The organism is Telluria sp. ZB4P36, from assembly GCF_059685865.1.
Genome location: NZ_JCASIE010000012.1, coordinates 18,819 through 31,208, shown reverse-complemented (window position 1 = coordinate 31,208; position 12,390 = coordinate 18,819). Strand labels below are relative to the sequence as shown.

The window sequence follows — 12,390 nt, the reverse complement described above, 5'->3', positions numbered from 1 at the left end:
CTTGCCGCTGGGTGCGGCCTGGCGGTGCTGGGCCAAGGCGCCGGCCGCCTCGACCTCTTCCACCACCTTGCGCGCGTGCTCGAGCAGGCTGGCGCCGAATTCCGTCACCATCAGCTTGCGCGTGGTCCGCTGCAGCAGGCGCTCGCCCAGCTTCTGTTCGAGCAGCGCGATACGGCGCGACACGGTCGATTTCGGCAGCTGCACGCGCTCGGCGGCGCGGCTGAAGCTGCCCGCTTCGACGATCCGGGCGAACAGCAGCAGGTCATTCGGTTCCACGTCCATGATTGTTCCATCAGCAGAATAATGTTATCCATTCTACGGGCTTCCGGCCCGATTATGGAACCATTACAGTGTGTCCATCAACACTTCTTTCTTGGAAAGGGACACCAACATGAACATCCTGCACATCACCTCCAGCGTCCGCGGCAATGATTCGGAATCGACCCGCGTCACCAAGCTGATCGTCGACAAACTGGTCTCCGCGAACCCGGACGCCAAGGTGGTTCGTCGCGACTTCGGCGCCCAGCCGCACCCGCTGCTGGACGGCGCCGCCGTCGGCGCCCTGTTCACCCCGGCGGAACAGCGCAGCAACGAACAGGCCGCCCGTGTGGCCCTGGACGACGCCCTGATCGCCGAAGCCCAGGCCGCCGACGTGATCGTGATCGGCGCCCCGATGTACAACTTCGGCATGCCGGCGCAGCTGAAGAACTGGTTCGATGCGATCGCCCGTTCCGGCGTGACCTTCCGCTATACCGAGACCGGTCCGGAAGGCCTGCTGAAGAACAAGAAGGTGTACGTGGCCACCGCCCGTGGCGGCGTCTACCCGGTGGAAGCCGATCCGCAGGTGCCGCACATCCGCATGCTGCTGAACTTCCTGGGCATGACCGACCATACCTTCATCTACTCGTCGGGCCTGAACATGGGTCCGGATGCCGCGGCCAAGGGCCAGCAGGCAGCCAACGAAGCGGTGGAAGCGGCACTGGCCTGAGATTCGCCGCATGAAGGCGGCGCATGAGGAACCGACACACAAGGAGAACAGCATGACCCATACTACCGCAACGCTGGTGAAATCGCGCGGCGTCGAGCGCCTGGTCCAGGGCCAGTTCGTGATGGACGGCGCGGGCGTGAAGATCAACCGCGTGCTCACCGGTTCGCTGCAGCGCCGCCTCGATCCCTTCCTGATGCTGGATGCCTTCGGCAGCGACAAGGCCGGCGACTACATCGCCGGCTTCCCGGAGCATCCGCACCGCGGCTTCGAGACCGTGACCTATATGCTCAACGGCCGCATGCGCCACCGCGACAGCGCCGGCAACGAAGGGCTGGTGACCAATGGCGGCGTGCAATGGATGACGGCCGGCCGCGGCGTGATCCATTCCGAGATGCCGGAGCAGGACGAGGGCCTGATGGAAGGCTTCCAGCTGTGGCTCAATCTGCCCGCCAAGGACAAGTTGATGGACCCGTGGTACCGCGACATCCCGGCCGAGGAAGTGCCGCGCTTCACCACTGAAGACGGCGTGACGGTGCAGGTGATCGCCGGCGACACCCATGGCGTGGCGGGCGCGGTGCAGCGCGAGCACACCGAGCCGCTCTACCTGGACGTCGAGATCCCGGCCGGTGTCAGCTTCGAGCAGCCGCTCCCGCAGGGACACAACGCCTTCCTCTACGTGTACCGCGGCGAGGCGGTGGTCGAGGGCAAGGCCGTGGCGAAGACCCGCATGGCGGTGCTGGACAATGCGGCGGGGGCGGACGGCGTGCGCATCAAGGCGCTGGAGCCGACCCGGCTGATCCTGCTGGCCGGACGTCCGCTGAACGAGCCGATCGCCCAGCACGGCCCCTTCGTGATGAACACCACCGAGGAGCTGTACCAGGCCTTCGATGACTTCAGGGCGGGCAAGTTCGCTGCCTGATACACTGACGGGATGACGCAAGCTCATCCCGTTTTTTTATGCCCTTGATCGACACCGTCGCCGCCCTGCTGGCGCGCGCCAGCCGCGCGCTCGGCTTCGAAACGGCCGACTCCTTCCCGCCCGGCCATGCCTATGCGCGCACGCGCTGGAACAAGGCCTATTTCGACATCCCCTCGGACCTGAAACCCGATGCGATCGAGCAGCGCATGTGCGAGGCCATCGCCAACACGCCTACCCTGTTCGGCGAGATCCTGAATCCGACGCCGCGCATGCAGCGCACCCTGCTGGGCATCATCGAGCAGCGCCTGCGCCGCGGACAAGGCGCCCCAAGCGACCTGGCGCAGCTGCTGGTTGCGGCCTACCGCAGCCCGCATACGGTGGAAACCGTGCCGGGCCTGCGCCAGGCCATCCGCGATACGTCAAGCTACGAGCCGCACGTGCAGGCGAATGCCATCCTCGCCTTCCTGGCGGATGCGCCGGCCGCCTTCGGCGTCATCGAGGCGCGGGCCTGAGCAGCACCGGACGCGCCGCATTGCTCGGCACATAGCGCTCGCGCAGCAGCATGAAGGGCGTCTCCACCAGTTTGTACAGCAGCCAGCCGCTCAGCACAGACAGCGCCAGCAGCGCCGCGATCGTCAGCGGATGCTCGGCGCCGAAGCCCTGCGCCTTCATCCATGCTGCCGCCATCACGCACAGCGGTTTATGCAGCAGGTAGATCGCGTAGGACCACAGGGCGAGCGGCCCCGCGCCGGGCACGCGCAGGCTGCGCAGCAGCGAACCCTCCGCCACCGCAGCCACGATCAGCAGCGAGAAACCGAGCGCCATGGCGGGGAAGCCGAACACGGTGATGCCGAAGCCGTAGCGGTCGTCGAGGAAGAACCAGAACGCGACGGCGGAAACGAGCAGGCCGATGCAGGCCATCAGGTTGCCGCGCCGCGTCAGCCGGCCCCAGAGGCCGGCATGGTGGTTGCGCAGCAGCGCCAGCGCCACGCCGGCCAGCAGTTCATCGTACCTGCATAAGGTTGAGTAATAAATGTGCTTGAAATAGAAGTAAAGCTTATAGTTCTGGCCCGCCATCTCCTGCCACAGCTCGGCGCGGACCAGCATGCCGGCGATGAAGGCCAGGGTAATTCCGGTCCAGGCCAGCCGCAGCGATCCCCCGAACAATGCCCCGAGCAGCGCCAGGGCCGGCAGCAACATGTAGAACTGCTCCTCGATCGCCAGCGACCAGCTGTGCGAAAAGGCGCTGCCCGGCTCCAGCGCGAAGTTCTGGATGAAGCTCGCGTACTCCCACAGCGGCAGCAAGGGGGCGTCGCCACGGAAGGCCGGCCACAGGAAGTACAGGGCCAGCACCACCCAGTAGTTCGGCAAGGTGCGCAGCAGGCGCCGTGCATAGAAGCGCTTCAGCGAGAAGCCGCCCGGACTCTTCATCGCGGCGAAGATCTGGTTGCCGATCAGGTAGCCCGACAGCGCGAAGAACAGGTCGACGCCGACCCAGCCGACCTGCCCCACCCAGCCGAAGGTCGGCGCGTCGCTCACGAACAGCACGTAATGGTGCAGCACCACCAGGGTGACGGCGAGTGCGCGCAGGGTATCGAGGCCATGGACGCGGATGCTTGCAGGGGGCATGCTGGTCAGCGCAGTGAGTAAATGGCGAATGATGCCATGGGCTCTCCCGAAATGTCCGATAAAATGTCGGCACCCATTTTTCCCCGGATCGCCACCGCAATGACTTCCCCGACCAAGTACCAATTCAAGTCCGTCAACTACACCGGCCTGCAGGCCGGCCCGCGCGTCATCATCATGGGCGCGACCCATGGCAACGAAGTATGCGGCACCATGGCGATCCGCCGCGTGATGGAAGAACTCGACCGCGGCGCGCTGCAGATCGTGGCCGGCAGCGTCACCTTCGTGCCGGTGGTGAACCCGAAGGCCTATGAGCAGAACACCCGCAACGGCGACCGCAACCTGAACCGCAACCTGTTCCCCAAGGACGAGCCGCAGGACTTCGAGGACCACATCGCCAACTGGCTCTGTCCCCTGCTCGCCCGGCACGACGTGCTGCTCGACCTGCACTCCTTCAATGCGGTCGGCGGCCAGCCTTTCGTGATGGTCGGCCCGCTGAACAACGACGGCCCGCTGCAGCCCTTCCGGCATGCCGAGGAAGAGCGTGCCTGGGCGCGCCGCCTGGGCGTGAAGCGCTTCGTGGACGGCTGGCTGGCGGCCTATGGCGACGGCGTCAAGCGCCGCAGCCGCAATGCCGACGAACTGGAAACCGTGCTGCGCTACGGCGTCGGCACCACCGAATACATGCGCACCACCGGCGGCTACGCGCTGACCCTGGAATGCGGCCAGCACCTGGACCCGGCGGCGCCCGAAGTCGCCTACCGCGCCATCATGAACACGCTGGCCCACCTGAAGCTGATCGCGGCCCCGGACCCGGAACCGGTGCCCTTCGAGGAGATGGAAGCGCTGTCGATGGTCGTGGTGCACGACAAGCTGCATGCCGACGACCAGTTCAACCGCGCCTGGGCCAGCTTCGATCCGGTGCAGGAAGGCGACGAGATCGGCGTGCGCGCCGACGGCAGCAAGGTGGTGGCCGAGTTCAGCGGCCGCATCCTGTTCCCGGACGCGAAGGCGAACGCCAACTCGGAGTGGTATTACCTGACCCGCCCGAACCCGCAATTCGGCCGCGAGTAAGCACCGGTCACGGCGCCATCGGTCGAAACGATGGCGTCGCCAGCAGGATTTCCGAACATATCGTAAGATGACGATATTCGGATCGAAAGAACCCGATACAAGGAAGAGCAGATGGACATCGACGCGATCCACAAGGCCCTGGCCAACCCGGTGCGGCGCCAGATCCTGCACTGGCTGAAGGATCCGCACCAGCATTTCGCCGAGCAGGAGCACCCGCTCGACCTAGGCGTGTGCTGCAAGCTGATCGACCAGCGCACCGGCCTGTCGCAATCGACCGTGTCGGCCCACCTGGCGACCCTGCACAAGGCGGGGCTGGTGCACACGCGGCGCGTCGGACAGTTCATCTTCTTCCAGCGAAACGAGGAAGTCATCCAGGCCTTCCTCGACCAACTGAACGACGGACTTTAGGAGTAAACAATGACCACCATGACGAGCATGTTTGACCCGATCAAGCTGGGCGCACTCGAACTGCCGAACCGCATCATCATGGCGCCGCTGACCCGTTCGCGCGCCGTCGGCCCGGGCCGCGTACCGAATGCGATGATGGCCGAATACTACGTGCAGCGTGCCTCGGCCGGCCTGATCCTGTCGGAAGCGACCGCCGTGACGCCGATGGGCGTGGGCTATGCCGACACCCCGGGCATCTGGTCGGACGAGCAGGTGGAAGGCTGGAAGATCGTCACCGACGCCGTGCACAAGGCCGGCGGCCGCATCGTCCTGCAGCTGTGGCACGTGGGCCGCATCTCCGACCCGGTGTTCCTCGACGGCCAGCTGCCGGTGGCGCCGTCCAGCATCGCGCCCAAGGGCCACGTCAGCCTGGTGCGCCCGATGCGCGACTACACCACCCCGCGCGCGCTCGAGCTGTCCGAAATCCCGGCGATCGTCGCCGCCTACCGCAAGGGCGCCGAGAACGCCAAGAAGGCCGGCTTCGACGGCGTCGAGATCCACGGTGCCAATGGCTACCTGCTCGACCAGTTCCTGCAGGATTCGACCAACCAGCGCAAGGACCGGTACGGCGGCCCGGTCGAGAACCGTGCCCGCCTGATGCTGGAAGTGACCGACGCCTGCATCGCCGTATGGGGCGCCGACCGCGTCGGCATGCACCTGGCGCCTCGCCGCGACTCGCACGACATGGGCGATTCGAATCCCCGTGAAACCTTCGGCTACGTCGCACGCGAACTCGGCAAGCGCGGCATCGCCTTCATCTGCGCCCGCGAAGCCATCGGCGACGACAGCCTGCGCGCCTACCTGAAGAAGGAATTCGGCGGCGTCTACATCGCCAACGAAAAGCTGACCAAGGAAAGCGCGCAAGCCCTGATCGCCTCGGGCGAGGCCGATGCGGTGGCCTTCGGCGTGTGGTTCATCGCGAATCCGGACCTGCCGAAGCGCCTCAAGGAAGATGCGCCGCTGAACCAGCCGAAGCCGGAGTTGTTCTATGCGCCTGGGCCGGAAGGCTACATCGATTACCCGACGCTGAACTAAGCCGGGGGCTCGCTGCCTGATGGATTCCCGCATGCGCGCGGGAATCCGTTCATACGTTCTACAATCGCATATGTATGTGGTGTAAATGGCACTCCGCTCATGCTATTCTTGCGCGATTATTTTTCCGCGCACCAAGCCTGCGCTGTCCCAGGAGACCACGTTGAAACACTTCGCCCCCCGCGTGATGGCCTTTGCCGTCGCTTCCGCCTTCGCCTTCAACACCGCCAACGCTGCCCCGGCCCCTGCCCGGGCCGAGAAGGCCTACCTGTCGGAAGCCGACGCGATGGCGCGTTCGGCGCGGGTGTCGAACGTGGACTACGTGCTCGATTTCACGCTGACCGGCAAGGAGAGCTTCGCCGGCACCACCACGGCCAGCTTCGACCTCAAGGACACCGACTCCGCCCTCACCATCGACCTGGACAAGGCGACCGTGAAATCGGTCACCGTCAACGGCAAGCAGGTCGCGACGCGCTATAACAACTGGTTCATCACCCTGGCGCCGGAAGACCTGGTCAAGGGCCGCAACACCGTCACCATCAGCTACGAACGCCTGCACAGCACCAACGGCGAAGGCCTGCACCGGATGGTCGACCCGGTCGATAACCGGGTCTATACATACTCGCATTTCGAGCCGGCCGCAGCGCACCAGATGTTCGCCGTGTTCGACCAGCCCGACCTGCGCGCCACCTACACCGTCACCGTCGACGCACCAGGCGACTGGCACGTGATCACCGCCACCCGCGAGTCGGCTGTCGCCGACGCCGCCGGCGGCAAGCGCTGGACCTTCCCGAAGACCAAGAGCCTCAGCCCTTACAACTTCTCGCTGCACGCCGGTCCCTACCAGGTCTGGGAAGACAAGAGCGGCAAGTACCCGATGCGCCTGTTCGCGCGCCAGTCCGTGGCCAAGCAGGTGACCCCGGCCGACTGGTTCCGCTACACCAAGAGCGGCCTGGCGTTCTTCGACAATTACTTCGGCATCCCTTACCAGTTCGAGAAATACGACCAGCTGCTGGTGCCCGACTTCCTGTACGGCGCCATGGAGAACGCCGCCGCGATCACCTTCGCCGAAGGCGGCTTCCTGTACAAGTCCGAGATGACGCCGGCACAGAAAGCCAGCCTGGCCGAGGTCATCATGCACGAGATGGCGCACCAGTGGTTCGGCGACCTGGTCACCATGAAGTGGTGGAACGGCCTGTGGCTGAACGAGAGCTTCGCCTCCTTCATGGCGACCCTGGCGACCGCCGAAGCCACCGAGTTCAAGGATGCCTGGCAGTCCTTCTACCAGCAGGACAAGCAGAGCGCCTACAACCAGGACCAGAAGGTCTCGACCCACCCGATCGAGGTGCCGGTACCGTCGTCGGCCAACGCCTTCGACAACATCGACGCGATCACCTATTCGAAGGGGGCGTCGACCCTGAAGCAGCTGCGCCACATGCTGGGCGAGGAAGTGTTCCGCAAGGGCGTGCATAACTACCTGGTCAAGTACTCGTGGCAGAACGCAAAGCTGGAAGACTTCATCGGCAGCCTGGGCGAGGCCGCCGGCCGCGACCTGGGCAAGTGGACCCAGGACTGGCTGTACCAGGCCGGCGTGAACACCATTACCGCCAACTACAGCTGCTCCAAGGGCAAGATCAGCGCCTTCTCGCTGGCGCAGACCGCGCCGGGCAAGACCCTGCCGACCCTGCGCGAGCAGCGCGTCCAGGTGGGCGCCTTCAAGCTGGAGAACGGCAAGCTGGTGCTGGCCAAGAACGTGCCGGTCACCTACAAGGGCGCCAGCACGAAGGTGCCGGGCATGGTCGGCGCGGCCTGCCCCGACCTGGTCTATCCGAACTACGAGGACTGGGGCTTCGTGAAGGTCAACCTCGACAAGCGCTCCTTCGAGACCGCCCGCAGCACCCTGGGCGGCGTCGAAGACCCGCTGCTGCGCGCCATGCTGTGGCAAGCCCTGTGGGACGGCGTGCGCGACGCCAAGCTGCCGCTGAACGAATTCATCGACGTGGCGCTGGCCAACGCCCCGCAGGAGAAGGATTACACCCTGCTGGGCGACGTGCTGGGCAAGGTGAGTACGTCGAAGTACTACCTCGACGCGATGGCACTGCAGGAAAGCCCACAGCGCGCCTACGCGAACGGGACCATGAAGAAGCTGGAAGACATGGCCTGGAACGGCGTGCTCGCCTACAAGGGCGACGACAACTTCCAGCGCCGCTGGTTCGGCACCTACATGGGCATGGCGAACAGCCCGGAAGCGCTGGCACGCCTGGCCGGCATGCTCGAGGGACGCGGCACCGAAGGCCTGAAGATCGGCCAGGACCAGCGCTGGGCCATCATCAACCGCCTGAACCGCTTCAACTACCCGGGCGCGGCCGCGCTGGTCGAGGCCGAGCAGGCGCGCGACAAGTCCGACACCGGCCAGGGCGCCGCGCTGGCCGCGACCGTCGTCCGTCCGGATCCGAAGGTCAAGGCCGAGTGGATGAGCACCGTCGAAGACCTGAAGACCAAGCTGCCGTTCTCGCGCATCCGCACCGCGATGGGCAGCATGTACCCGGTCGAGCAGCGCAAGCTGGCCGAGCAGACCGCAGCCGAGCGCCTGGCGAAGCTGCCCGCGATCGACAAGGCGGCCGGCCCGGTCTTCATGCGCAGCTACGCCGGCACGATGATCCCGGCCAGCTGCACCCCGGCCAGCGTGCAGCGCCTGCAGCGCGCCGCCGACAGCATGAAGGAGCTGTCGGCCGGCACCCGCCGCTCGCTGCTCGACACGCTGCAGGAAGACCAGCGCTGCGTGGCGATCAAGAAGGCGATGACGGCGAAGTCCTGATCGCCGGTGCTGGCGGCATTCCCACGCCGCACGCCCGCTTGGCCCTTGCTGGCCACGCTGGGCGTCCACCTGCTGCTGGCCTGGAGCTGGCGGATCGCGCTTCCGGCCAGCGCTCGAGGCGGCCCACAAGGACCGCAGAACTGGAAGCGTGACCAGTTGTACCTGCTGCCCCCGGGCTAGTGTCGGAAGTATTTACACTTTCGTCCGACATGGACCGCCATGCCTGCCGGCTCCCCTGCGTACAGCTGCAAGGGCACGGTTTATGCTTCGATCCAGCTACACCTTTTCGAAAGGAGTAGCCATGAAACGCATCGTTCTGTGCTTCTACACTTTCCTGCTTCTGTTCGCCAATGTTGCGGCGCAGGCAGCGATCCTCACCTTTACCACGACCATGACCGGCCCCAAGGAGGCGCCGTCCAACAACTCGGCGGGAATCGGCACGGCAAGCCTGCTCATCGACGATGTCGCCGGTACGATGGCGGTATTGGCAAACTGGACCGGGCTGACCGGCACCACCACGATCGCCCATATCCACTGCTGCACCACCCTTCCCCTGGCCGGCACCGCGTCGCCCGCCACGATCGTGCCGAGCTTCCCGGAGTTCCCGGCCGGCAGCACTTCGGGAAGCTACCAACGCGTCCTCAGCCTGACCGAAGCGTCGACCTACAATCCCGGGTTCATCAACGCCAACGGCGGCACGGTCGCAGGGGCCCGGGCGGCCTTCCTGGCCGGCCTGACCTCCGAACGCGCCTACTTCAATATCCACACCACCGCGTTCGGAGGCGGCGAGATCCGCGGCTTCTTTACGCCGGTTCCGGAGCCGGGCGGCATCGCGCTTCTCGCCATCGGCGCGGCGGGCTTCGGCTTCCTGCGGCGGCGCGGCCATCCGGCGGCCAGGACCTGACTCATTTGCCATCCGGTGGCGCCGGCGGCGGCGCGCACAGCTCCGCCACCCGGCGCCAGGCCCCGGTGCCCTCGCACACCACCGGAGGCCGTCCCTGCAGCAGCCTGCCCAGGTCGAGCGGCTTGCCTTCGTTGACGATCACGTTGCGGTTGATCGGAATACACATCGCGTCGTGCCAGGCGGCCGCATAGCCCTGCGGCGTCGGCAAGGGTCCGCGTGCGCGCACGGCGGCGGCCTCGCAGGCCTTCTTCGTCTTGTAAGTTCCGCGCAGGCTCGTGCTCTCGAGCATCACATCACGGTGCTGCTGCAGGTAGAGCAGCAGGATCATGGTAAACATCGCACTCCCGTACTGGCGCCGGACGGTTCTCCTGCACGCCTGACCTTGTTCAAACAGCCCGTCCGGGCCGCGCGCCAGCCTGAAGGTCAACAGAAAGGACCTTCGATGTAAGACCGACCTCGACCGTATCATCGCATGCCTCGACCGCTTTTGCAGTTTTGATATGCTTTGTGTACAAGAGGTTTCAGGCGGCTATACCGCGCGATGGCGATCCGGCGCGGCGAATACGAATACCTGCTGCCCACCCTGCAGGGCGAGGCCCTGACCCTGGCCACCTGGCTGGTGGCCGGCGACGGCAAGCTGGCGATGGAACGGCGTTTCCAGCTGGTGCGCGACAGCGACGGCGCCACCGTGCCGCGCGGGCGCTGGGACCTGGTCTGCATCGAGATCAGCAGCGGCTGCGCCGCGTGTTGCGCACCATCAAACTACACGTTTGAGGCAAGCGGCCCCCTTCCCGCTTCTGCCGGGTCAAACTGGGCTTTCACATTCGCTGCCGCGAGGGAAAGATGCGCCACTACCCGTTCACCGCCGTCCGGTCCGCCCTGCTCACCGCGCTGCTCCTTGCCATACTGCTCTCTGGCTGCCGCCTGCGCGAGCCCGGGCAGGAAGACCTCGTCATACCCGAACTGGTGCGCACCCACCTGTACGTGTCGCCGTCCGGCTCGGACAGCAATCCCGGCACCCGCGACGAACCCTTCCGCACGCTGGCCCGCGCCGCCCAGGCCGTCACACCCGGCACCACGGTGCACGTCGCACCCGGCACCTATTTCGGCGGCGTACGCACCAATACCCATGGCACCGCCGAGGCACGCATCGTGTTCGAATCAAGCGAACGCGGCGGCGCGCGGCTGGTGCCGCCGCTCGATTCGCGCCAGCCGGCGGCCTGGGACAACCGCGCCAACTACCTCGACATCATCGGCTTCGAAATCGACGGCAGCCAGTACCAGAGCGGCATGAAGTGGCTGAGCGGCATCTACAACGGCGGCTCGCACAACGGCATCCACCACAACCACATCCACCACGTCGGCAACGACGTGCCCTGCGAGGCCAAGGGCGGCGCCGGCATCGGCATCGACAGCTACTACAAGGGCAACGACGCCGAAGTGGTCGGCAACCACGTGCACGACATCGGCCCGCCCGAATGCCGCTACATGCACGGCATCTACGTCAGTACCACGGCCAGCGTGCGCGACAACATCATCTACCGCGCCTCGGGCGCCGGCATCCACCTGTGGCACGACGCCAGCCACGTGACCATCCGCGGCAACACCGTGGTCGGCTGCGGCACCGGCATCGTGGTGGGGGGCGGCGACTTCTATCACAGCAAGGGACCGAACGACCACACGCACACGGCGAACAACATCGTCTACGACAACGGCCACGGCATCCTCGAACAAGGCGCGACCGGCGCCAACATCAGCTACCGCAACAACCTCGTGTTCCAGAACGCGGGCGGCGACTGGAGGCTGTCGGCCGGGCGACAGCATACCGGCACCGTCACCGCGGCGCCGCTGTTCGCCGACTACAGCCGGGCGCTCACCACGCCCGACTTCCGGCTGCAACCGGGCTCGCCGGCCATCGGCAAGGGCATGGCGCCCGGCGCCGGCGATGCGGTGGCCCTGCGTCCGCGCAGGCAGATCGACATCGGCGCCGTGCCCTATACCGAATCGGAGCCGGCGGGCGTGCCCTCACCGGGAGCACAGTAGGACCAGGGCGCCCCCATTGCCGCGGGCGCCCGGCGTCTCACAGGATCTCGCGCACCAGCTCGAGCGGCCGGCACAGGCGCACGCCCTTCGGCGTGACCACGAAGGGGCGGTTGATCAGGACCGGATGCGCGGCCATCGCATCGAGCAGGGCCTCGTCGCCGACGCCCGGCTGCTCAAGCCCGAGTTCGCCGAACAGGGCTTCCTTGCTGCGCACCGCCTCGCGCACCGTCAGGCCGGCGACGGCGATCATTGCCCGCAGTTGTTCGCGTGAAGGCGGCGTCGCCAGGTAATCCACGACTTGCGGCTCCACGCCCGTCTCGCGGATGGCCGCCAGGGTGTTGCGCGAAGTCCCGCAGCGCGGGTTATGGTAAATCGTGATATCCATGTGATGAATGCTCGTCAATATTGCTGAAAAAGTAGCGGCATCATAACCACAGCTCATGTCAGGCGCCAGCTTTTTCCCTTGTTCCCCGCTGCGGCTCGCTATAGAATTCCTCGCTTATTTTCCGGCGGCAAATATTAGCTTCCGAATAATAAGA

At 65.9% G+C, this 12,390-nt stretch carries 12 protein-coding genes and 1 pseudogene; 9 read left to right on the top strand and 4 right to left on the bottom strand.

Annotated elements, in window-relative coordinates; genetic code table 11:
• Nucleotides 1-153 precede the first annotated feature (153 nt).
• Nucleotides 154-282 (bottom strand): annotated as a pseudogene (locus AC56LK_RS15930) (helix-turn-helix domain-containing protein); the annotation flags it as partial.
• 109 nt (nucleotides 283-391) lie between these two features.
• Between AC56LK_RS15930 and AC56LK_RS15925 the strand changes: the two are divergent.
• From AC56LK_RS15925 to AC56LK_RS15915, 3 genes are read left to right on the top strand one after another with little or no spacing between them, the layout of a single operon-like run.
• Entirely contained in the window at nucleotides 392-988 is a 597-nt protein-coding gene (locus tag AC56LK_RS15925; protein WP_497185469.1) for an FMN-dependent NADH-azoreductase, read from the top strand.
• A 52-nt stretch (nucleotides 989-1,040) separates the two neighbouring features.
• Nucleotides 1,041-1,907, top strand: a complete 867-nt coding sequence (locus AC56LK_RS15920) for a pirin family protein (RefSeq protein WP_497185468.1) — start codon at nucleotides 1,041-1,043, stop codon at nucleotides 1,905-1,907.
• Nucleotides 1,908-1,945: 38 nt separating this feature from the next.
• Nucleotides 1,946-2,419 (top strand): hypothetical protein, encoded by a 474-nt coding sequence (locus tag AC56LK_RS15915; protein WP_497185467.1) that lies wholly within the window; start codon nucleotides 1,946-1,948, stop codon nucleotides 2,417-2,419.
• On the opposite strand, the gene AC56LK_RS15910 is transcribed toward AC56LK_RS15915, so the two are convergent.
• A complete protein-coding gene (locus AC56LK_RS15910; RefSeq protein ID WP_497185466.1) occupies nucleotides 2,400-3,536 on the bottom strand; it encodes an acyltransferase family protein in 1,137 nt (378 codons plus the stop codon). The two genes, AC56LK_RS15915 and AC56LK_RS15910, sit on opposite strands and share 20 nt — an antisense overlap.
• A gap of 99 nt (nucleotides 3,537-3,635) precedes the next feature.
• Here AC56LK_RS15910 and AC56LK_RS15905 point away from each other — a divergent pair, with 99 nt between their 5' ends.
• The 5 genes from AC56LK_RS15905 to AC56LK_RS15885 all read left to right on the top strand — a co-directional run bounded on the left by AC56LK_RS15905 (nucleotide 3,636) and on the right by AC56LK_RS15885 (nucleotide 9,808).
• Nucleotides 3,636-4,607 carry a succinylglutamate desuccinylase/aspartoacylase family protein gene (locus AC56LK_RS15905; protein WP_497185465.1) on the top strand — a complete coding sequence of 324 codons (972 nt, stop codon included), beginning with the start codon at nucleotides 3,636-3,638 and terminating at the stop codon, nucleotides 4,605-4,607.
• A gap of 111 nt (nucleotides 4,608-4,718) precedes the next feature.
• Nucleotides 4,719-5,015: an ArsR/SmtB family transcription factor gene (locus AC56LK_RS15900; RefSeq protein ID WP_436106331.1), complete on the top strand. Its 297-nt coding sequence runs from the start codon at nucleotides 4,719-4,721 to the stop codon at nucleotides 5,013-5,015.
• An 18-nt stretch (nucleotides 5,016-5,033) separates the two neighbouring features.
• Nucleotides 5,034-6,089, top strand: coding sequence for an alkene reductase (locus tag AC56LK_RS15895; protein WP_497185600.1), 1,056 nt, complete (start codon nucleotides 5,034-5,036; stop codon nucleotides 6,087-6,089).
• A gap of 160 nt (nucleotides 6,090-6,249) precedes the next feature.
• Nucleotides 6,250-8,904: an aminopeptidase N gene (gene pepN, locus AC56LK_RS15890; protein WP_497185464.1), complete on the top strand. Its 2,655-nt coding sequence runs from the start codon at nucleotides 6,250-6,252 to the stop codon at nucleotides 8,902-8,904.
• A 301-nt stretch (nucleotides 8,905-9,205) separates the two neighbouring features.
• Nucleotides 9,206-9,808: a CHRD domain-containing protein gene (locus AC56LK_RS15885; protein WP_497185463.1), complete on the top strand. Its 603-nt coding sequence runs from the start codon at nucleotides 9,206-9,208 to the stop codon at nucleotides 9,806-9,808.
• 1 nt (nucleotide 9,809) lies between these two features.
• Here AC56LK_RS15885 and AC56LK_RS15880 read toward each other — a convergent pair whose 3' ends face one another.
• Nucleotides 9,810-10,145: a hypothetical protein gene (locus AC56LK_RS15880; RefSeq protein ID WP_497185462.1), complete on the bottom strand. Its 336-nt coding sequence runs from the start codon at nucleotides 10,143-10,145 to the stop codon at nucleotides 9,810-9,812.
• Between the two features lie 506 nt (nucleotides 10,146-10,651).
• On the opposite strand from AC56LK_RS15880, the gene AC56LK_RS15875 reads away from it, so the two are divergent.
• On the top strand, nucleotides 10,652-11,851 hold the full coding sequence (locus tag AC56LK_RS15875; protein WP_497185461.1) for a right-handed parallel beta-helix repeat-containing protein: 1,200 nt from the start codon (nucleotides 10,652-10,654) through the stop codon (nucleotides 11,849-11,851).
• A 37-nt stretch (nucleotides 11,852-11,888) separates the two neighbouring features.
• Here the strand turns inward: AC56LK_RS15875 and arsC are convergent, their stop codons facing one another.
• Nucleotides 11,889-12,236, bottom strand: coding sequence for an arsenate reductase (glutaredoxin) (arsC, locus tag AC56LK_RS15870; protein WP_497185460.1), 348 nt, complete (start codon nucleotides 12,234-12,236; stop codon nucleotides 11,889-11,891).
• Between the last annotated feature and the right edge of the window lie 154 nt (nucleotides 12,237-12,390).